The sequence below is a fragment of the Terrabacter carboxydivorans genome (assembly GCF_039532035.1).
Taxonomy (GTDB): domain Bacteria; phylum Actinomycetota; class Actinomycetes; order Actinomycetales; family Dermatophilaceae; genus Terrabacter; species Terrabacter carboxydivorans.
The window spans coordinates 74,117-93,226 of sequence record NZ_BAAARE010000010.1 but is presented as its reverse complement, the minus strand read 5'-3'; the positions used below and the strand labels follow the sequence as shown (position 1 = coordinate 93,226).

Below are 19,110 nucleotides of genomic sequence, written 5' to 3'. Positions count from 1 at the left end.
ATGACTGACACCCTGTCCGAGCACGCGGACCCGGGCCTCCACTCGGGCGAGCCGCTCATCGAGATGAAGGACGTCGGCAAGACGTACGGCGCGATCCGCGCCCTCAAGGGCATCAACCTCACGGTCCGTGCCGGCGAGGTGACGTGCGTCCTCGGCGACAACGGCGCCGGCAAGTCCACGCTCATCAAGATCATGGCCGGCCTGCACCCGCACAACGAGGGCACCATGAAGGTCGACGGCAAGGAGGTGTCGTTCGGGTCGCCGCGCGAGTCGCTCGACCACGGCATCGCGACCGTCTACCAGGACCTCGCCGTCGTCTCCCTCATGGAGGTGTGGCGCAACTTCTTCCTCGGCTCCGAGCTGACGAGCGGCCGCGGGCCGTTCGCGACGCTCCGGATCGCCGACATGAAGCGCATCGCCGACGAGGAGCTGCGCAAGATGGGCGTCGTCGTCAAGGACATCAACCAGCCCATCGGCACCCTCTCCGGTGGCCAGCGCCAGTGCGTCGCCATCGCCCGGGCCGTCTACTTCGGGGCCCGCGTGCTCATCCTCGACGAGCCGACGGCGGCGCTCGGCGTCAAGCAGTCCGGCGTCGTGCTGAAGTACACGGCTGCGGCCCGCGACGCCGGCCTCGGCGTCGTCTTCATCACCCACAACCCGCACCACGCCTACCTCGTGGGCAACCACTTCGTCATCCTCAAGCTCGGCCAGGCCGTGCTCGACAAGAAGCGGTCCGACGTCGGCCTCGACGAGCTCACCCGCCAGATGGCCGGCGGGGACGAGCTCACCGAGCTCTCGCACGAGCTGCAGAAGTGAGGGGGATGGCGTCATGAGCGTCGCCGTCGCCCACCACACCCGCAGCTCGAGCGCCCTGGCCCTGCAGGAGGGAGCCCGCCAGGCGGCCTACCGCGGCACCGACATGGTCGTCGTCCACGTCGTCGAGTCGCTCGACAACGACATCGCCGAGGCCAACCGGGCGGGCATCTCCGACGCCGTCGGGTCGGCGCTCGAGGTGGTCGGGCTGCCCGACGTCGCCTGGGACGTCCGCCTCGTGCCGGGCGGCCGGGACATCGCGGACGTCTCGGAGGCGATCCTCGCCACCGTGCGCGACCTCGGTCCCGAGCTGCTCGTCATCGGGGCGCGGCGCCGCTCCCCCATGGGCAAGGCGTTCCTCGGCAGCGTCGCGCAGAACCTCATCCTCGACGCCGACGTGCCGATCCTCGTCGTCAAGAGCCCCCGGTGAGGACACGAGTCTGTGCTGACATAAAGACATATGCTCATGGATGCCGGGTCTCGATAGTCTGCGGCCATGCCCCAGCCCGTTGACGTCCGCATCGACCGCGAGACGCCCGTCCCGCTCTACCACCAGCTGGCGCAGCAGCTGAGTGCGGCGATCGCGAGCGGGCAGCTCCAGCCGGGCGACGCCTTCGAGAACGAGGTCGCTATGGCCGACCGGCTGGGGCTCTCGCGACCGACCGTGCGCCGCGCCATCCAGGAGCTCGTCGGGCAGGGCCTGCTGCTGCGCCGGCGCGGACTCGGCACCACGGTCGCGGGGCGCCAGATCCACCGTCGCGCCGAGCTGACGAGCCTCTACGACGACCTCCGCCGCGAGGGCTCGGGCGACCCGCGCACCGAGGTGCTGACCCACGAGGTGACGACCGACGAGGTCGCCGCGACGGCCCTCGGGCTGCCCGTCGACACCCCGCTGCTCAAGCTCGTCCGGCTGCGCCGCGACGGCGACCGGCCGCTCGCGATGCTGCGCAACTGGCTGCCGCCCGCCTACTCCGACATCAGCCGCGAGGACCTCGAGCACAACGGCCTCTACGCGTTGCTCCGCGCCCGCGGCGGCAAGCCCGTCGTCGCCCACCAGCGCATCGGGGCCCGACAGCCGTCGGCCGCCGAGCGCAAGCACCTCGACCTCACGCCGTCGCAGCCTGTGCTGACGATGTCGCGCACCGCGTTCGACGCGGTCGGCGGCCCGGTCGAGTACGGCGACCACTGCTACCGCGCCCAGGACTACTCCATCGAGGTCATGCTCGACGAGCGCTGACCGCGCCGCCTCCGTCACGGCGCCCGACCGCCGAGAAGGTATGCCGTGTCGATCCCTTCGCTGCCCGACGCCCTCCCGGCGCCCCGACGTCCGTCACCCTCGTCCGTGCCGCGCCTGCGCTGGGGCGTGCTCGGCACCGGGTGGATCGCCTCCCGCTTCGTCGCGTCGCTGCAGGCCTCGACGACGCAGCGGGTCGTGGCGGTCGGGTCACGGACGCAGACCTCGGCCGACGCGTTCGCGGGGACGTCCGACATCGAGCGGGCCCATCCGTCCGCCGAGGCCCTGGTCGCCGACCCCGAGGTCGACGTCGTCTACGTCGCGACGCCGCACCACCTCCACCTGGCGGGTGCGCTGCTCGCGATCAGGGCCGGCAAGCACGTGCTCGTCGAGAAGCCGTTGGGCCTCAATGCCTCTGAGGCGCAAGAGATCTCGGACGCTGCTGCGGCCGCGGGCGTCTTCTGCATGGAGGCGATGTGGACGCTCTTCCTGCCGCGCCTCGACGTCGTGAGGCAGGTCCTCGACGCCGGGCTTCTCGGTCACGTGCGCACCGTCCTGGCCGACCACGGCGAGCACTTCGACCCGCCGCACCGCATCCTCGACCCGGCCATGGCCGGCGGCTCCCTGCTCGACCTCGGCACCTACGTCACGATGCTCGCGACGTGGGCGCTCGGTCCGGCGACCCGGGTGCTGGCCACCGGCGAGACGACCGGCACCGGCGTCAACGGCCAGGCCGCGATGCTGTTGACGCACGCCGGCGACGCGACGAGCGTGCTCCACTCGACGCTGCTCACGCGTACGCCCACGACGGCGACGATCGCGGGCACGGCGGCCACGCTGACCCTGCCCGGGCCCTTCTTCATGCCCGGCGACGTCGTCGTCACCTCGGCCGACGGTTCACGCTCGGTGACGTGGACCGACCCGGAGCCCATCGGCCACGGCGCCCTCTTCCACTCCGCGCTCGAGGTCGCCCGCTGCATCGGCGAAGGCCTGCTCGAGTCCCCGCTCCACCCCGCCGCAGCGGTGCAGTCCAACCTTCGAGCCCTCGACGAGGTCACCAGACAGCTGGGCGTCACGTACTCCTCCACCCCCTGACCCCGGTTCGATGTATCTGCGCGGCCCAGGGACCGCGCCGATACATCGAACCGCGCCGGGTGGAGCGTCAGGCGAGGGGCTTGAGGACGTCGAGACCGAGGAAGGGGCGCAGCGCCTCGGGCACGCGCACCGAGCCGTCGGCCTGCTGGTGGTTCTCGAGGATCGCGACGAGCCAGCGCGTCGTGCCGAGCGTGCCATTTAGGGTCGCGACGGCGCGGGTGCCCGAGCCGTTCGGGTCACGCTCGCGGGTGTTGAGGCGGCGAGCCTGGAACGTCGTGCAGTTCGAGGTCGAGGTCAGCTCGCGGAACTTGCCCTGCGTCGGCACCCACGCCTCGCAGTCGAACTTGCGGGCCGCGGGGCCGCCGAGGTCACCGGCCGCGGTGTCGATGATGCGGTAGGGCACCTCGATCTTGGCGAGCATCTCGCGCTCCCAGGCCAGCAGGCGCTGGTGCTCGGCCTCGGCGTCCTCGGGTCGGCAGTAGCTGAACATCTCGACCTTGTGGAACTGGTGCACGCGGATGATGCCGCGGGTGTCCTTGCCGTGCGAACCGGCCTCGCGGCGGTAGCAGGCCGACCACCCGGCATACCTCTTCGGGCCGTTGGTCAGGTCGATGATCTCGTCGGAGTGGTAGCCAGCGAGGGCGACCTCCGAGGTGCCGGTGAGGTAGAGGTCGTCGGCCTCGAGGCGGTAGACCTCGTCGGCGTGTGCGTCCATGAAGCCGGCGCCGATCATCATCTCCGGGCGCGCGAGCGTCGGCGTGATCATCGGCGTGAAGCCGGCCGCGGTCGCCTGGGCGATCGCCATGTTGAGCAGCGCCAGCTCGAGCAGCGCGCCGACGCCGGTGAGGTAGTAGAAGCGCGCGCCGCCGACCTTGGCCCCGCGCTCCATGTCGATGGCGCCGAGCTTCTCGCCGAGCGCGAGATGGTCGAGCGGCTCGAAGCCCTCGGCCGCGAAGTCCCGCGGGGTGCCGACGGTCTCGAGCACGACGTAGTCGTCCTCGCCGCCGACGGGCACGCCGTCGATGATGACGTTGCCGACCTGGCGCAGCAGGCGCTCCAGCTCGGCCGCGGCGTCGTCGGCGTCGCTCTCGAGCGACTTGACCTGCTCGCTCAGCCGGCCGGCGTGCGTGCGCGCCTCGTGGGCCACCCTCTCGAGGTGCTCGGCGTCGTCGGTGCCGGCCTTCTTCGCCTTCTGGAACGCGCCCATCGCGGCACCGACCGACTTGCTGACGGTCTTCTGCTCGGCGCGGAGCCTCTCGAACTCGCCGAGGGACGATCGACGGCGCTCGTCGGCAGCGAGGATCGCGTCCACGATCCCCGGGTCCTCACCACGGGCCTGTTGCGAGGCGCGGACCCGGTCGGGTTCGTCGCGCACGAGCTTGATGTCGATCACGCGGGCCAGCCTATCCGCGCCCGCGCGCCGCCCACGACCCACTTCCCGCCCACACGCCTCCCACTCGAGTGGCCCCGTCGTCACTCCTGTCGCGTGAAGGGTGGGGTTGCGGGGCCACTCGACGGGGAGGGGGTGGTCGGCGTGGGCCGGATGGGGCCACGAGGCCACTCGACTACTCGGGGCGGATGAGGGCGTATGCCGTCACGGCGTCCCCGGGGAGCCCGCGGACGTCGATCTGGACCTTGCCTGCCGGCAGGCCCAGGTGGGCGGTCCGCTGGACCGAGCCGTCGCACGGGAACGGCCGTGAGTAGAGCGGCTCGCCGTGGCCCCACGTGCCGGGCGCCGCGTCGTAGACGGCGTAGCTCGTGCCGGTCGAAGGGCGGCCGGCCGCGCAGGCCACCTCGACGGTGTAGGTGTGCCCTGCCGCGACCGGGACCCCGGGCACGTTGCGCGCGGCCCGGCCGGCGCCCTGCCTCGTCACGACGACTCGCGCCACCTCGCCGGCGACCGGCGCCGGGACGGTGACGACGGGCGGCGGACCGGGGTCGATCGGCGTCAGGGAGACGTCGGGGGTGGAGCCCGCTGCGGACCCGACCGTTGTGGGCGCGACAGGCGCGGTGACGCCGGCCGTGCATCCGGCCGCGAGCGACGCCACGACCGACGCCGCGACGACGGCGGGCATCGCCACGACCGCGCCTCGGATCCCTCGCACATGCCGACTCTAGGCGTGTGCCCAGCCGATGGCGGTCGAGTGGGTATGGCCCCGGTACAGACGTCGAAGGAGCAGACATGAGCGAAACCACGCAGTCACGCGAGTCGATCGAGACGGCCCCGAGCAAGGAGGCCGAGCTCGGCTCCCACACCGAGACCGGCGCACCGGCGCCGAGCGACCGCAACTCGCTCACCGTCGGCCCGGACGGCCCGATCCTGCTGCACGACCACCACTTCCTCAACCAGATGGCGCACTTCAACCGCGAGCGCATCCCCGAGCGCAACGTGCACGCGAAGGGCTCCGGCGCCTTCGGCACGTTCGAGACCACCGAGGACGTCACGGCATACACCAAGGCCGCGCTCTTCCAGCCGGGCGTCACGACCGAGATGCTCGCGCGCTTCTCGACCGTCGCCGGCGAGCAGGGCAGCCCCGACACGTGGCGCGACCCGCGCGGCTTCGCGCTGAAGTTCTACACGACCGAGGGCAACTACGACCTCGTCGGCAACAACACCCCGGTCTTCTTCGTCCGCGACACGATGAAGTTCCCGCACTTCATCCGCAGCCAGAAGCGCCGCGGCGGCTCGGGCCTGCGCGACAACCACATGCAGTGGGACTTCTGGAGCCTCAACCCCGAGTCGGCCCACCAGGTCACCTACCTCATGGGCGACCGCGGCATCCCGAAGACGTTCCGCCACATGAACGGCTACGGCAGCCACACCTTCCTCTGGGTCAACGAGGCCGGCGAGAAGCACTGGGTCAAGTACCACTTCCACTCCGACCAGGGCGTCGAGGGCCTGACAGGCGCCGAGGCCGAGCGCATCGCCGGGCAGGACGCCGACCACCACCGCCGCGACCTCCACGACGCCATCGAGGCGGGCGACTTCCCGAGCTGGACGCTGTCGATCCAGGCGATGCCCTACGAGGACGCGAAGACCTACCACCTCAACCCGTTCGACCTGACGAAGGTGTGGCCGCACAGCGACTACCCGCTCATCAAGGTCGGCACGATGACGCTGAACCGCAACCCCGACAACTTCTTCGCCCAGATCGAGCAGGCGGCCTTCGAGCCGTCGGCGGTCGTCCCGGGCATCGGCTTCTCGCCGGACAAGATGCTGCTCGGACGGGTCTTCGCCTACAGCGACACCCACCGCTACCGCATCGGCCCGAACTACCTCCAGCTGCCGGTCAACCGCCCCCACGTGGAGAACGTCAACACCTACACGCAGGACGGCCCGATGGCCTACGACCACCGCGGCGACGCCCCGGTCTACGCCCCCAACAGCGAGGGCCGCGGCTACGCCGACAACGTCGGCGAGGCCGAGGAGGGCTGGGAGACCGACGGCGCCATGGTGCGCCAGGCCTACACGCTGCGCGAGGACGACGACGACTTCGGCCAGGCCGGCCGCCTCGTCCGCGAGGTCTGGGACGACGCCCAGCGCGAGGCCTTCACCGAGACGGTCGCCGGCCACCTGCTCGGCGGCGTGAAGTCGCCGGTGCTCGAGCGCGCCTTCGACTACTGGAAGAGCGTCGACGCCGAGACCGGCAAGCAGATCGAGGAGCTCGTCCGCGCCGGGCTCGGCGGCGAGAACCCGGGCGGCGACGCCGACGACGCCAAGGTCGTCGAGGAGCCCATCGTCGAGTCGGCGACGAACGCCGCTCACTGACAAGGGTTTTCGACCCGCACAACACGAAGAGGTATGCCGTGTGCCCCCGTCAGGCACACGGCATACCTCTCGTTCGTGGTGCCGGCTACTTCACCTCGGCGCGGGTGAGGCGCCAGATGCCGACGGCAAGGGGCGCGATGACCCAGAGGCCGACCGAGGTGGCGAGGTGCGCCCACTGCTGGCCGGTCAGCGACCCGCTGAAGAGCGGCTGCATGGTCTGGTTCATGTCGAGCCAGGTGGCGGCGTCGCGCAGCCACGACACCATCGAGCCGAGGATCGACCACGCGGTCGGCAGGACGAAGAAGACGACGACCGCCGCGGGCGTGTTCTTGAAGAGCATGCCGAAGCCGACGCCCTGGGCGATGCCGAGCAGCACGTAGCCGCCGGCGCCGAGGAGCACGAGCGCGTCCGTCGACCAGTTGCCCTCGATGCCGCGGAAGGTGATGGCCGCCTGGTGCGCGAGGGCGGCGAGGACGAGCGCCAGCGCGAAGGCGCAGACCCCGACGACGAGCGCCGACAGCAGCTTGGCCCAGGCGATGCGGATGCGGCGCGGCTCGAGACCGAAGGTGACGAGGCCGGTGCGCTGGCTCCACTCGGACGTGACGGCGAGGATGCCGACGACCGGCAGGATGAGCGCCATCGGCATCGTCGTGGCCTGGAGGTACTCGCCGAAGGTGTGCTGGCCGCCCTCGTTGAAGAACATGATCGTCAGGGCGACCGCGATGATCGCGCCGATGCCGATGATGAGCCAGCGGCCGGCGCGGGTGTCGAGCATCTTGCGCAGCTCGACGTGGACGAGGCGGCCGAAGGGCACCCCGGTCGTGGGACGCGGGCCGTCGATGCGGCTCGGCACCTTGGCGTGCGTCGGGAGTGCCGACTCGGCGTTCTTGGAGACCGGTGCCCCGCTGGCGGCCTGGGTCGTGGCGGTCGTGGTCGCGGTGGTCATGCCGCCACCTCCTCTCGGGCGGCGTCGGCCGTGAGGTCGAGGAACATCTCCTCGAGTCCCCGGCTGTCGGCGCCGCGCAGCTCGGTCAGGACGATCTGGTGGGCGACGGCGACGCGGCCGACGGCGATCGGCTCGGCCTCGACCTGCAGGCCGCCGGTGGGCGTGCGCTGCGCGACGATCGACTGCTCGGCCAGCGCGGCCATGAGGGCGTCGTCGTCGGTGGAGCGGGTGAACGTGCCTGCGCCGGCGAGCAGCTCGTCCTTGGTGCCCTGGGCGACGATCTTGCCGTGGCCGATGACGATGATCTCGTCGGCGACGCGCTCGATCTCGTTGAGCAGGTGGGAGGACAGCAGCACCGTGCCGCCCTCGTTGGCGTAGCCGCGCAGCAGGTCGCGCATCCAGCGGATGCCCGCCGGGTCGAGGCCGTTGGCCGGCTCGTCGAGGATGAGCACCTCGGGGTCGCCGAGCAGCGCGTGGGCGATGCCGAGGCGCTGGCGCATGCCGAGGGAGTAGTTGCGGACCCGGCGGTTCGCCTCCTTCTCGGTGAGCCCGACGAGCTCGACCATCTCGTCGACGCGGTGCCGCCCGACGCCCATGAGGATCGCGCCGAGCGTGAGCACCTCACGGCCGGTGCGACCGGCGTGCTGCGCTGAGGCGTCGAGCAGCAAGCCGACGTGGCGGCCCGGGTTCGGCAGGGCGGCATACGGCTTGCCGAGCACCGTGGCACGACCCGACGTGGCGGGCGTCAGGCCGGCCATGACCCGCATGGCGGTGGTCTTGCCGGCACCGTTCGGGCCGAGGAAGCCGGTGACGAGGCCGGGCTTGACGTCGAAGGAGACGTCGTCGACGGCCGTGAAGGGGCCGTAGCGCTTGGTGAGTCGTTCCACTGTGATCATGGGCTCCACCCTCCCGGTCCCGGGTGGTGCCGCACATCCGTCACAAGCCTGATTCCGACCCCTACCAAGGTCGCACCCGACCCTGACCGGAGTCAGGGTGCGTGCTCAGGGTCGGCGTCCCGGTGGGGTGGGATAGCAGACCTTGGTCGTATGCCGTCCCGCGCCGTCCGCGCCTAGGCTGGCCGGGTGCCGCTGCCCCGGATCGCCCGCACCCGACGCGGTCACGTGTGGGGCGAGTCGTGGCGGCTCGGCGTCGGCTTCCTCTTCGGGCTCGCGATCTGGGGCGCCGTGCAGGCGCAGCTGGACCAGCGTGGCGTCGAACCGACGTTCGGCAAGGACTGGCTGCTCGTCGATCTCGCGCTCGGCGTCGTGGCGACCGTGCTGCTGCTGTGGCGGCGTCGGTGGCCGCTCGTCATGGCCCTCGCGACGACGGCGATCTCCGGCGTCTCCTCGGTTGCCGTCGGGGCGTCCCTCGTCGCGCTCGTGTCGCTGTCGACGCGCCAGCGCTGGCGCGACATCGCCGTCATGGCCCTGCCGTGGATGCTGGCGGGGCTGTCGCACTCCCTGGTCTACCCGACCGAGCCCGAGGCGATCACCCTGCCCAACGTCATCATCGCGCTGCTCAGCCTGGCGGTGAGCGTCGCCATCGGGTGGGCCGTCGGCGAGCGCCGCGCCTTCGTCGCCTCGCTGCACGAGCGGGCCCTGACCGCCGAGCGCGAGCAGGCGATGCGGGTCGTCCAGGCCCAGGTCGCCGAGCGGGCCCGCATCGCCCGCGAGATGCACGACGTCCTCGCCCACCGGATCTCCCTGGTGGCCATGCACTCCGGCGCCCTCGCCTATCGCACCGACCTCGCTCCGGAGCAGGTCGCCGAGACGGCCGAGATCGTCCGGGAGAGCGCCAACCAGGCCCTGACCGGGCTCCGGGCCGTGCTCGGGGTGCTGCGCGACGTGCCCGGGGTCGACGCCCCCGCAGACGGATCGCCGGAGCCGCCACAGCCGACCCTCGCCGACATCGAAACCCTTGTCGCCGAAGCCCGTTCGGGCGGGACGACGGTGTCGCTCGACCGCTCCGGCGACCTCGGGGCCGTGCCCGAGCAGGTGTCGCGCAGCGCCTACCGCATCGTCCAGGAGGGCCTGACCAACGCCCGCAAGCACGCCTCCGGCGCAGCGGTCCGCGTCACCGTCTCGACGGCGCCCGAGCGCGGGCTGGACGACGAGGCGGTGCAGGTGACGGTGCGCAACGCGGTGCCGCGCGGGGGCACCGACGCAGCGGACGGCATACGCCAGGGTCCGACCGTCGGCGCCGGGCTGGGACTGCTCGGGCTCACCGAGCGCGCCGTCCTCGCCGGTGGCGAGCTGACCTACGGCCCTGACCGGGCAGGCGAGTTCGTCCTCACGGCTCGGCTACCGTGGTCGCGATGAACGGGGACCAGGGGCTTACGCGGGTCGTCATCGTCGACGACGACGCGCTCGTGCGTGCGGGGCTCCGGATGATCCTCGGCGGCGCGCCCGACCTCGAGGTGGTCGCCGAGGCCGGCGACGGCATCGAGGGCGAGCGGGTCGTCGACGAGCACCGGCCCGACGTCGTCCTCATGGACATCCGCATGCCGCGGCGCGACGGCCTCGAGACGACGAGATCGCTTCTCTCCGAAGGTGCTCGGGCCGTGCGTGACGCCCGTGGTGACGACCTCAAGGTCATCGTGCTGACGACGTTCGACGCCGACGAGATGGTCGTGCAGGCGCTCCGGGCCGGGGCGCACGGCTTCCTGCTCAAGGACACCGAGCCGCGGCGGCTCGTCGAGGCCGTACGGCTCGTTGCGGCCGGCGAGCCGATCCTCTCCCCCAGCATCACGGCGACCCTCATGGCGCACGTCGCCACCGGCGGTGTCGCCGTCGACGCGAGCGACCGGCGGCGCACCGACGCCGAGTCCCTGCTCGCCACCCTGACCGACCGGGAGCGCGAGGTCGCCCTCGCCATCGGCCGTGGCCTGTCCAACGCCGACATCTCGCGCGAGCTCTACCTCTCGGTGCCGACCGTCAAGGCCCACGTGTCGCGGGTCCTCGACAAGCTCCGCGCCGACAACCGCGTGCAGATCGCCATCGTCGTCCACGACGCGTCGCTCACCTGAGGCCGCGCGGGCACCAGTACCCCTCCCTCCTCTCGCACCGAACGCAACGTTCGGTCTCGAACTCAGTGCTAGAACACAGCTTTCGCCACCGAACGCTGCGTTCGGTGGGGCAGGCGGGGGTTCTTCGCGCGGGGGTGGCGGCGAAAAGTCTGTGGACGCGGCGCGCCGGCGCCGCTTACGGTCTCTCCCGTGTGGATCTCCTGATGCCTCGTGCCCGCCCGCGCGCTTCCTCCCGATGACCGGTTGAGGTCGCGCCGCGGGGCCCTGCCGACCATCAAGGACCCCACATGTCTTCCACCCTCACCATCTCCGGGCTCGACGTCGCCTTCGGCGCCCGCACCCTCTTCTCCGGCCTCGACCTGACGCTCGCCGACGGCGACGTCACGGCCGTCGTCGGCCCGAACGGCTCGGGCAAGTCGACCCTCATGCGCACCGTCGTCGGCGAGCTGCCCGTCGAGGCCGGCGCGATCCGGCTCGCCCCGCGCGACGCGACGATCGGCTGGCTGCCGCAGGTCGTGCCCGACCCGTCCGAGACGCTGCTGGCGTATGCGCGTCGCCGCACGGGCGTCCTGGCCGCCGACACCGAGCTCGAGGCGGCGTCTGCAGCGATTGCGAGCGGGGACGAGGGTAGCGAGGACCGCTACGCCGCGGCGCTCGAGCGCTGGCTCGCGCTCGGCGCCGCCGACCTCGACGAGCGGCTCCCCGAGGTGGCCGCGCGCGTCGGGCTCGACGTCGACCGGGACCGGCCCCTGGGCACGCTGTCGGGCGGTCAGGCCGCTCGGGCCTGCCTCGTCGCTGTGCTGCTGAGCCAGTACGACGTGCTCCTGCTCGACGAGCCGACCAACGACCTCGACGCCCGCGGGCTCACCCTGATGGCCGACTTCGTCGCCGCCCACGAGGGCCCGATCCTCATCGCGAGCCACGACCGCACCTTCCTCGACGCGGTCGCCACGAGCGTCGTCGAGCTCGACGTCAAGCAGCAGCGCATCGGCCACTACACCGGCGGCTGGAGCAGCTTCGTCGCGCAGCGCGCGGTCGCCCGTGCCCACGCCTGGGAGGCCTACGAGGGGTATGCCGCCACGCAGGACTCGCTGCTCGCGCAGTCCCGGCAGCGCCACGACTGGGCCGACAAGGGCCGGCGCAACGTCGCGCTCGGGAAGGAGCCGGACAAGCACATCCGTGAGAAGCACAAGGCGCGGGCCGACCGCCAGGCCGCGAAGGGTGGCCGGCTCGAGCGGGCCGCCGACCGGCTCGACGCGGTCGAGCAGCCGCGCAAGGAGTGGCAGCTCCGCTACGCCATCACCGAGGGCCGACCGTCGGCCGATGTCGTGGCGACCCTGTCCGACGCGGTCGTCGAGCGGCACGACTTCCGGCTGGGCCCCGTCAGCCTCACCGTCGGCCGGGGCGACCGCATCGCCCTCGTCGGAGACAACGGGTCGGGCAAGACGACGCTCCTCGGCGCGCTGCTCGGCCGGCTCCCGCTCACCTCGGGTCGGCAGTCCCTCGGCACGCGCGTCGCCGTCGGCGTCATCGACCAGCGGCGGCACCTGCTCGACGACGACGCGACGGTCCTCGACGTCGTGCGCCGCGAGCTCGGTCCCGACCCGAAGACCTCCCGGGAGTGGCCGATCGCCGAGGTGCGCACCCTGCTCGCGAAGTTCGGCCTCGGCTCCGAGCACGTGTCACGGCCGGCGCGGAGCCTGTCGATGGGTGAGCGGACCCGTGCCCTCATGGCGCTCTTCCAGGGACGGGAGGTCAACGTCCTCGTGCTCGACGAGCCGACGAACCACCTCGACGTCGACGCCATCGAGCAGCTCGAGGCCGCCGTGGCGGCCTTCGGGGGGACCGTGCTCGTCGTCAGCCACGACGAGAGCCTGCTGGACGGCATACGCCTCACCCACCGGTGGACGGTCGCCCGCGGACGGGTGAGGGTCGAGGCCCTCTGACGTGGGGCCGGGCCGCCGTGCGGCACAATCGCGCCGGTGAGTGCACTCAGGGGAGCCCAGGCCCGTCGTCTCATGGAGACCTTCCGGCGTGAGGGGCGCGTGGAGGTCGGCTTCAGCGGGCTGAGGGTCGCCGTCTACTGGACGCTCGGACTCGGTCTGCTCGCGTGCGGCCTCGTGCTCATGGGCGGTGGGATCCACGTCATCTCCACCCGCACCGGCAAGCCGTGGAGCGGCATCATCGGCGTCGTGATGGGCCTCGTCCCGGCCGTCCTCGGCCTCCTGGTCCTGGCCCTCGGCCTGGCGCTGGCACGTCCCTCCCGGCCGCCGGTCGTCGCTGACGCGGAGGGCGTGCACGTCCAGGGCGGCTGCGTGCCGTGGACCGTCATCTCCGGCTTCGGCACCAGCCGCCACGAGGGCCGAGGCCCGAACAGTCACCTGCTGGCCACCATCGTCGTCGACAAGGCCGCCGTCACCGCCTGGACGGCTGAGCGCGGCAACGTCGATGGCGGGCTCTCGCGCCTCCACCCCCTCGCCTCACCCGGGCCCGACGGGATCTCGCTGCCCTTCAACCTCGCCGTGGGCGCGCGCCAGCTCAGCGAGGCGCTCGAGGCCATCCGCCTCGAGGTGGTCGGCGTCAGCGAGTGACGCTGCGGGTGCGGCTCCAGCGCCACACCGCGGTGACGATCACGGCCCCGACGATGGAGCCGATGATGCCGCTGGGACGCAGCGCGATGCCGTCGCCCGCGATGAGGCTCGCGAGCAGGCCACCGGCGAACGAGCCGACGAGGCCGGCGACGATCGCCATCGTCCAGTCGATGCTCTTGCCCTCGCGGCCCAGGATGAGCTGGGCGGCGGCGCCGACGAGCATGCCGAAGAGGATCATCCCGATGATGAGCATGGCCCGAGCATAGGACGCTCGAGGCCCTCAGGCCCGGGCCTGCGCGGAATCGTCCGCCCGGAGGCCGGTCCCGGCGTCGAAGGTCGGGTCGCGGTACCGCAGCCACACCCGGTTGAGGAGGGCGCAGCCGACGACGACCTGCCCGACGAAGAGCAGCCAGAGCAGGACCGCCCCCGCGATGCCGAGCGAGCCGTAGAGGGCGGCCGAGTGCTCGATGCGCGCCGGGAGGACGACGCGGCTGACGAGGTGGAGCGTGGCCAGCCCGACGCCGAAGAGGGTCGCGCCGGGCAGCAGGTCGGTCCACGACCTGCGCCGGTCGGGCAAGTAGGAGGTGATCCAGAGCCAGCCCGCGGCCGAGACCGCTGCCTGTCCGAAGAACGACAGGACGACGCCGCCGGGGAAGAGGCGGTCGACGTGCGAGACGAGCGCTGCGCCGGCGAAGATGGCGACCCACGCCCCACCGAAGACGAGCGTCCCGCGCAGCACCTCGCGCTGGGTGCGCCTGGGCACGGGCGCGTCCCACAGGTGCGCGTTGACGATGACGAGGTTGCGCAGCAGCGTCCGGGTCGTCCACAGCGACAGCACGGTCCCGACGAGGACGGCCACCCACCACGAGCCCCTCGACTCGACGAGGGCCGCCGTGATCTGGCCGCGGATCGTCCTCGTCACGCCTGCCGCCGCGAGGACCTCCGGGGCGGCGGACGGGGACGCGTCCCCGATCCCGGCAAGCACCCCTGCGGCGACGAGCGCGAGCGGCAGCAGCCACAGGAACGCCCGGAAGGCGACCGCGCTCGCGAGCAGCATCCCCTGTCGAGCGACGTAGAGCGAGACCATGTCGAGGGGGACTCGCAGCGCCGGGACCCGGCGGCCCAGCTCGCCGTAGCGGGCGGCATACCGCATCGCCCGTTCCTCGCCGCGCGTCCGCAGCCGCGAGAGGCGACCAGAGGTGACGTCCGACGGCCGCTCCTCGCCGGGGAGGCCGTCGTCGGGCACGGCATCGGGCGCGGCATCGGGCGCGGCATCAGGTGCCATGACCGAGGTTCCCACACGGTCGGCCGACCCGGAGGCCGATCGGGCCCACCCGCACGTGACCCGCACCGCACCTCCCGCTGGCGCCCGATCTGCGCCACGCTGGACCCATGCCAGCCACCACGGTCGTCCTCTTCGGCGCCACCGGAGACCTTGCCAAGCGCAAGCTGCTCCCGGGCATGCTGCACCTGCACGAGTCGCAGCTGCTCGAGGGCCTGCGCGTCGTCGCGACCTCGCTCGACGAGCTGAGCCGAGACGAGTTCCTCGACCTCGTCTTCGCCTCGATCCGCGAGCACTCGAGCCACGACGTCACCGACGACGACCTGCGCGAGTTCGCCGACCGCATACACTGGGTGCCGGGCAGCCTTGGGCCACAGGGCATCCGGGCCGCGGTCGACGAGTCGGAGGCGATCCTCGGCGAGGGCGCCCGGCGGCTGCACTACCTGTCGGTGCCGCCCAAGGCCGCGCTCACCGTCGTGCACCAGCTCGCCGACGCCGGCCTCGTCGAGCGCAGCCGGATCATCATGGAGAAGCCCTTCGGCACCGACCTCGCCAGCGCACGGGCGCTCAACGCCGAGCTGCACCAGGTCTTCGACGAGGAGCAGATCTTCCGCATCGACCACTTCCTCGGCAAGGAGGCGGCGCAGAACATCCTCGCGTTCCGCTTCGCCAACGGCCTCTTCGAGCCGATCTGGCACCGCAACCACATCGACCACATCCAGATCGACGTGCCCGAGACGCTCGGGCTCGCCCAGCGGGCCGACTTCTACGAGAGCACCGGCGCCTACCGCGACATGGTCGTGACGCACCTCTTCCAGGTGCTCGCCTTCACCGCGATGGAGCCGCCGACCGCGCTCGAGCCGGCCGCGATCAGCGAGGAGAAGAACAAGGTCTTCCGGTCGATGTCGCCCATCGAGCCCCACGACGTCGTGCGCGGGCAGTACGTCGGCTACCGCGACGAGCCCGGCGTCAAGGCCGAGAGCCAGACCGAGACGTTCGTCGCCCTCAAGTGCTTCGTCGACAACTGGCGCTGGGCCGGCGTCCCCTTCTACCTCCGCACCGGCAAGCGGATGGCCGAGGGCGCCCGCATCATCTCCATCGCCTTCAAGGAGCCGCCGCGCTCGATGTTCCCCGCCGGGTCTGGCGTCGGCGACAACGGGCCGGACCACCTGACCTTCGACCTCGCCGACAAGGCCCGGATGTCGTTGTCGTTCTACGGCAAGCGTCCCGGCCCCGGCATGAAGCTCGACAAACTGTCGATGCAGTTCTCGATGCAGGAGACCCACTGGGCCGGCGCGGTGCTCGAGGCCTACGAGCGCCTCATCTACGACGCGGCCCGCGGCGACCGGACGCTCTTCACGTCGGCGGAGGGCATCGAGCGCCTCTGGGAGATCAGCCAGCCGCTCCTCGACAACCCGCCGATCGTGCGCCCCTACGACGCAGGCACGTGGGGTCCCAACCAGATCCACCAGCTCGTCGCCCCGTTCACGTGGCGACTGCCGTTCGAGCGCCGCTGGCGCGACCCCAACGCGATGGGCGCCTGACCGTCACCGATGGCGTATGCCGTCCGCCCGCCTCCGCGCGTCGCGTGGGCGAATCAGCGGGGACCGTCGACGACAGTCTCCCACCGGGCCTACGGAAGCACGCCGTTCGACGACAGCACCCCGCTTACCGCCCCGATGGGCGACCCACACCGCCGCGAGCGAGGCAGCCTCGGCAATCAAAGCGCCGCCCTAGCGAGTGACGCGCATGCTGCTGATCTCCAGCGCCATGTGGCTTCGGGGGCTGGGCGCCCGAACCCGTCCACAGCACCGCCTACAGCTCGGGGGCTCTGATCACCGTCGACGACTTCTCTCAACGGTTCCTGCGGTGGCCGCGGAACCAGTCTCCGACCCATTCACCGAATCCTCGCCCGGCCTCGGGCGCCGCCGCCAGGAGGAAGACACCCGCTGGAACGGCGATGATCGCCCACGGACCAAAAACGGCGAATCCAGTTGCGATCGCGCCGGCCCCTGCGACCGCCGACAGCGCCTTAGCCTTCCCGGGGGACTCTTCGACAACGACGAAATTTTCGTCGAACGTTAACGAGACAAGGTCGCCAAGTCCTGTGGTGGAAAAGTGTCCAACGAGTAGGTCGCGGGCTTGGCTAAGCTCACCGAATCTCTCAACCGAAGCCGGCGCAAGCCCCAGAGATCCGAGCAAGTCCTCTAGGGAGTAGCCCGACGTGGACTCAGCGGGCACGCTGACGATCTCGAGCATCGGTCCGGACCAATCGTCCGACGCGGTCAAGGTGGTGCTGTATGCGCGAGCGACCATGGGCTAAGGCTCGCACAGTTGCTCGCGTCGACATCGCCGAATGAGATCTCCCCTCCACGTAGTCCTAACGCGGGGGAGCCTCGAGGTGCCTCCGACGGAGTCGACGAGGGTGCGTCACTGCGCCGCGCAGCCGACCATCGTCGCGGTGGCCGAGCGGAGCCATGCTCGTTTTCGTGGTGAAGCCGGCCACAGTCCGGGACCGGCCAACCGCGACGCGAGGAGAATTCCTAGCAGGCGCCGTCGCGGCTGCCGTGATGGGAAGCCGGCGCATGAGAGCGCGGTCACCCCGGCGGCTGGGTGGAAGGCAATGCCATGGAAAAAGTGATGTGGCTCGTCCTCGGCGTGACCATCATCGCTGCGTCTCTGCGCGCTGACCGGAGCCGACGGGCACGGCTCGTTGCTCGGGTCGCGCTCGGGGTGCTGTTCCTCGTCTTCGGGGCGATGGTGAACGTCGTCTACCTGATCAAAGACTGGGACTCCTTCGCCCCTTTCGGTGAGATGTCCCAGTTCGCCTTCGTCCGCGACGCCTGGGCCTCCCTCGTCGTCCCGAACACGGGCCTGTTCATCGGATTGCTGATCGCCGGCGAGGCCACCGCCGGCATCCTGGTGCTGTCCGGGGGCCGGTTGATGCAGGTCGGGCTGGTGCTGCTCATGGCGTTCCACCTCGGCCTGCTGTTCTTCGGCTGGTGGCTCTGGCTGTATGCCGTGCCGATGATCGGCGCCCTCACCCTGCTGTTGCGCGCCGAGCGGCGCACCACGCATACGGGAATGAGCGGGACCGATGACCGTGGCCGGGTAACGCGCAGGGCCGGTGCCGTGCCCATGCCCGGGGGGCGATGGTGATGGCCAGGACGGTTTGGACAGGCACGGGGCAGGTCGAGCACGCCCGGTCGCCAGAGCCGGACGCCTCGTGGGGACTGTTGTTCAAGACCGGAGGCTGGTCGGCGGTGCTCCTCGCGCTCCTCGTCCTGGTTCCTGTGGCGCTCGTCTTCCTCGCGCCGGTCCCGCCCACCGAGGGAGCTGCCCTGCTGGGGTACATCGCCGCCCACACGGGGGTCTACCTGACCGAGCTGGTCTGCTTCGTCGGGCTGGCGGTGCCCGCCCTCGTGGTCTTCAGCGCGGTGGCGTTGGCGTTGAAGGACGCAAACAAGACCGTTGCGGCCATGGGGGGCCTGTTCGGGATCGCCTCCGAGGTGATCGCGTTGGCGCTGGGCGGCAGCCCGCAGTCCCTGCACGGCGGCCTGGTCGTGCTCAGCAACGCCTACGCGACCGCCGGTAGGGACGCCGACCGGGCTCGGCTCGTCAGTGCTGCCGACGCGCTCATCGCCGCCACCAACGCCGTCTCGTGGGCGGGGATCCTGACCGCGGCCGCGATCCTGCTGTTGTCCTCGATCATGCGCCACACCTCGTTCTTCGGGCCGGTCCTCGCGACCATCGGAATCGTCGCCGGGGCGGTCGGAATCGTGTCCGAGGCACTGCGGCCGGTCATCGGCCCGGCGTACATGCTCTACGGGCTGCTGCTCCCGACCTGGTTCGCGCTGGTCGGCTGGAAGCTGCTCCACCTAGACCGTGAGATCCACCAATGAGCCGCCGCGTGCGAGGGAGCCTGGACATCGCCCGCTCGGTGGAGATGGTCTTCGACGTCGTCGCCGACCAACGCAATGAACCGCGCTACAACCCGCACAGGACCGCGGCCACCAAAACGAGCGACGGTCTGATCGGGAACGGCACCCGCTTCGAGGCGACCGTGCTCTCTCGGGGCAGGCCAAGGCCGGTGAGCATCGAGTACACGAGCTTCGATCGGCCTCACCGCATCGACTCGCGCAGCGTCATGGCCGACGCCACCGTCGAAGGGCACGTGCAGTGCGACCCCACTCCCACGGGCACCCACTTCTCCTGGGACTGGACCATCACGCTGACCGGACCGGCACGATTCGCCGGCCCACTGGTCGGCGTCATCGGCCGACGTCAGGAACAGGCGATCTGGACCGGCCTCAAACGCCACCTCGAGCACACCGACGCCACGCATTGAAGTCCGA

At 71.3% G+C, this 19,110-nt stretch carries 20 protein-coding genes; 13 read left to right on the top strand and 7 right to left on the bottom strand.

Annotated features, from left to right (window positions below; translation table 11 throughout):
- The 4 genes from ABD297_RS12440 (at window position 1) to ABD297_RS12425 (ending at window position 3,142) form a co-directional block, all read left to right on the top strand.
- Window positions 1–816: an ATP-binding cassette domain-containing protein gene (locus ABD297_RS12440; RefSeq protein WP_344255260.1), complete on the top strand. Its 816-nt coding sequence runs from the start codon at window positions 1–3 to the stop codon at window positions 814–816.
- 13 nt (window positions 817–829) lie between these two features.
- Entirely contained in the window at window positions 830–1,243 is a 414-nt protein-coding gene (locus ABD297_RS12435) for a universal stress protein (RefSeq protein ID WP_344255259.1), read from the top strand.
- A 66-nt stretch (window positions 1,244–1,309) separates the two neighbouring features.
- Window positions 1,310–2,050 carry a GntR family transcriptional regulator gene (locus ABD297_RS12430; protein WP_344255258.1) on the top strand — a complete coding sequence of 247 codons (741 nt, stop codon included), beginning with the start codon at window positions 1,310–1,312 and terminating at the stop codon, window positions 2,048–2,050.
- Window positions 2,051–2,095: 45 nt separating this feature from the next.
- Window positions 2,096–3,142 carry a Gfo/Idh/MocA family protein gene (locus ABD297_RS12425; protein WP_344255257.1) on the top strand — a complete coding sequence of 349 codons (1,047 nt, stop codon included), beginning with the start codon at window positions 2,096–2,098 and terminating at the stop codon, window positions 3,140–3,142.
- 67 nt (window positions 3,143–3,209) lie between these two features.
- Here the strand turns inward: ABD297_RS12425 and serS are convergent, their stop codons facing one another.
- Window positions 3,210–4,535, bottom strand: a complete 1,326-nt coding sequence (gene serS / locus ABD297_RS12420) for a serine--tRNA ligase (protein WP_344255256.1) — start codon at window positions 4,533–4,535, stop codon at window positions 3,210–3,212.
- A gap of 172 nt (window positions 4,536–4,707) precedes the next feature.
- A complete protein-coding gene (locus ABD297_RS12415) occupies window positions 4,708–5,247 on the bottom strand; it encodes a hypothetical protein (protein WP_344255255.1) in 540 nt (179 codons plus the stop codon).
- Between the two features lie 77 nt (window positions 5,248–5,324).
- Here ABD297_RS12415 and ABD297_RS12410 point away from each other — a divergent pair, with 77 nt between their 5' ends.
- Window positions 5,325–6,911 (top strand): catalase, encoded by a 1,587-nt coding sequence (locus ABD297_RS12410; protein ID WP_344255254.1) that lies wholly within the window; start codon window positions 5,325–5,327, stop codon window positions 6,909–6,911.
- A gap of 85 nt (window positions 6,912–6,996) precedes the next feature.
- Here ABD297_RS12410 and ABD297_RS12405 read toward each other — a convergent pair whose 3' ends face one another.
- Together ABD297_RS12405 and ABD297_RS12400 are read right to left on the bottom strand one after the other, a co-directional pair.
- The gene (locus tag ABD297_RS12405) at window positions 6,997–7,857 is read right to left on the bottom strand and encodes an ABC transporter permease (protein WP_344255253.1); all 861 of its coding nucleotides are present in this window, start codon (window positions 7,855–7,857) and stop codon (window positions 6,997–6,999) included.
- Window positions 7,854–8,753 (bottom strand): ABC transporter ATP-binding protein, encoded by a 900-nt coding sequence (locus ABD297_RS12400; protein ID WP_030202693.1) that lies wholly within the window; start codon window positions 8,751–8,753, stop codon window positions 7,854–7,856. The genes ABD297_RS12405 and ABD297_RS12400 overlap by 4 nt, the downstream gene beginning before the upstream one ends.
- 186 nt (window positions 8,754–8,939) lie before the next feature.
- Between ABD297_RS12400 and ABD297_RS12395 the strand changes: the two genes are divergently transcribed.
- The 4 genes from ABD297_RS12395 (at window position 8,940) to ABD297_RS12380 (ending at window position 13,473) form a co-directional block, all read left to right on the top strand.
- The gene (locus ABD297_RS12395; protein WP_344255252.1) at window positions 8,940–10,175 is read left to right on the top strand and encodes a sensor histidine kinase; all 1,236 of its coding nucleotides are present in this window, start codon (window positions 8,940–8,942) and stop codon (window positions 10,173–10,175) included.
- Window positions 10,172–10,882 carry a response regulator gene (locus ABD297_RS12390; RefSeq protein ID WP_344255251.1) on the top strand — a complete coding sequence of 237 codons (711 nt, stop codon included), beginning with the start codon at window positions 10,172–10,174 and terminating at the stop codon, window positions 10,880–10,882. Before ABD297_RS12395 ends, ABD297_RS12390 begins: the two co-directional genes overlap by 4 nt.
- A gap of 287 nt (window positions 10,883–11,169) precedes the next feature.
- A complete protein-coding gene (locus tag ABD297_RS12385; protein ID WP_344255250.1) occupies window positions 11,170–12,828 on the top strand; it encodes an ABC-F family ATP-binding cassette domain-containing protein in 1,659 nt (552 codons plus the stop codon).
- Window positions 12,829–12,864: 36 nt separating this feature from the next.
- Entirely contained in the window at window positions 12,865–13,473 is a 609-nt protein-coding gene (locus tag ABD297_RS12380) for a hypothetical protein (RefSeq protein WP_344255249.1), read from the top strand.
- Here ABD297_RS12380 and ABD297_RS12375 read toward each other — a convergent pair.
- Complete coding sequence (locus tag ABD297_RS12375) at window positions 13,463–13,726, bottom strand: GlsB/YeaQ/YmgE family stress response membrane protein (RefSeq protein WP_344255248.1); 264 nt, start codon at window positions 13,724–13,726, stop codon at window positions 13,463–13,465. The genes ABD297_RS12380 and ABD297_RS12375 overlap by 11 nt on opposite strands.
- Window positions 13,727–13,753: 27 nt before the next feature.
- Entirely contained in the window at window positions 13,754–14,758 is a 1,005-nt protein-coding gene (locus ABD297_RS12370) for a YihY/virulence factor BrkB family protein (protein ID WP_344255247.1), read from the bottom strand.
- Between the two features lie 107 nt (window positions 14,759–14,865).
- Between ABD297_RS12370 and zwf the strand changes: the two genes are divergently transcribed.
- Complete coding sequence (gene zwf / locus ABD297_RS12365; RefSeq protein ID WP_344255246.1) at window positions 14,866–16,299, top strand: glucose-6-phosphate dehydrogenase; 1,434 nt, start codon at window positions 14,866–14,868, stop codon at window positions 16,297–16,299.
- Window positions 16,300–16,609: 310 nt separating this feature from the next.
- Here the strand turns inward: zwf and ABD297_RS12360 are convergent, their stop codons facing one another.
- Complete coding sequence (locus tag ABD297_RS12360; RefSeq protein WP_344255245.1) at window positions 16,610–17,014, bottom strand: hypothetical protein; 405 nt, start codon at window positions 17,012–17,014, stop codon at window positions 16,610–16,612.
- A gap of 354 nt (window positions 17,015–17,368) precedes the next feature.
- Between ABD297_RS12360 and ABD297_RS12355 the strand changes: the two genes are divergently transcribed.
- The 3 genes from ABD297_RS12355 to ABD297_RS12345 are packed head-to-tail and all read left to right on the top strand — an operon-like array spanning window position 17,369 to window position 19,103.
- Window positions 17,369–17,914, top strand: coding sequence for a hypothetical protein (locus ABD297_RS12355; protein WP_344255244.1), 546 nt, complete (start codon window positions 17,369–17,371; stop codon window positions 17,912–17,914).
- Window positions 17,914–18,657, top strand: a complete 744-nt coding sequence (locus ABD297_RS12350) for a hypothetical protein (RefSeq protein WP_344255243.1) — start codon at window positions 17,914–17,916, stop codon at window positions 18,655–18,657. The genes ABD297_RS12355 and ABD297_RS12350 overlap by 1 nt, the downstream gene beginning before the upstream one ends.
- Entirely contained in the window at window positions 18,654–19,103 is a 450-nt protein-coding gene (locus tag ABD297_RS12345; RefSeq protein ID WP_344255242.1) for an SRPBCC family protein, read from the top strand. The genes ABD297_RS12350 and ABD297_RS12345 overlap by 4 nt, the downstream gene beginning before the upstream one ends.
- Window positions 19,104–19,110: the final 7 nt, after the last annotated feature.

Coding starts and splice junctions, on each gene's coding strand:
- ABD297_RS12405 (WP_344255253.1), bottom strand. CDS start 7,857: ATGACCACCGCGACCACGACCGCCACGACCCAGGCCGCCAGCGGGGCA.
- zwf (WP_344255246.1), top strand. CDS start 14,866: ATGCCAGCCACCACGGTCGTCCTCTTCGGCGCCACCGGAGACCTTGCC.
- ABD297_RS12390 (WP_344255251.1), top strand. CDS start 10,172: ATGAACGGGGACCAGGGGCTTACGCGGGTCGTCATCGTCGACGACGAC.
- ABD297_RS12350 (WP_344255243.1), top strand. CDS start 17,914: ATGGCCAGGACGGTTTGGACAGGCACGGGGCAGGTCGAGCACGCCCGG.
- ABD297_RS12435 (WP_344255259.1), top strand. CDS start 830: ATGAGCGTCGCCGTCGCCCACCACACCCGCAGCTCGAGCGCCCTGGCC.
- ABD297_RS12410 (WP_344255254.1), top strand. CDS start 5,325: ATGAGCGAAACCACGCAGTCACGCGAGTCGATCGAGACGGCCCCGAGC.
- ABD297_RS12385 (WP_344255250.1), top strand. CDS start 11,170: ATGTCTTCCACCCTCACCATCTCCGGGCTCGACGTCGCCTTCGGCGCC.
- ABD297_RS12375 (WP_344255248.1), bottom strand. CDS start 13,726: ATGCTCATCATCGGGATGATCCTCTTCGGCATGCTCGTCGGCGCCGCC.
- ABD297_RS12440 (WP_344255260.1), top strand. CDS start 1: ATGACTGACACCCTGTCCGAGCACGCGGACCCGGGCCTCCACTCGGGC.
- ABD297_RS12370 (WP_344255247.1), bottom strand. CDS start 14,758: ATGGCACCTGATGCCGCGCCCGATGCCGCGCCCGATGCCGTGCCCGAC.
- ABD297_RS12400 (WP_030202693.1), bottom strand. CDS start 8,753: ATGATCACAGTGGAACGACTCACCAAGCGCTACGGCCCCTTCACGGCC.
- ABD297_RS12345 (WP_344255242.1), top strand. CDS start 18,654: ATGAGCCGCCGCGTGCGAGGGAGCCTGGACATCGCCCGCTCGGTGGAG.
- ABD297_RS12360 (WP_344255245.1), bottom strand. CDS start 17,014: ATGCTCGAGATCGTCAGCGTGCCCGCTGAGTCCACGTCGGGCTACTCC.
- ABD297_RS12430 (WP_344255258.1), top strand. CDS start 1,310: ATGCCCCAGCCCGTTGACGTCCGCATCGACCGCGAGACGCCCGTCCCG.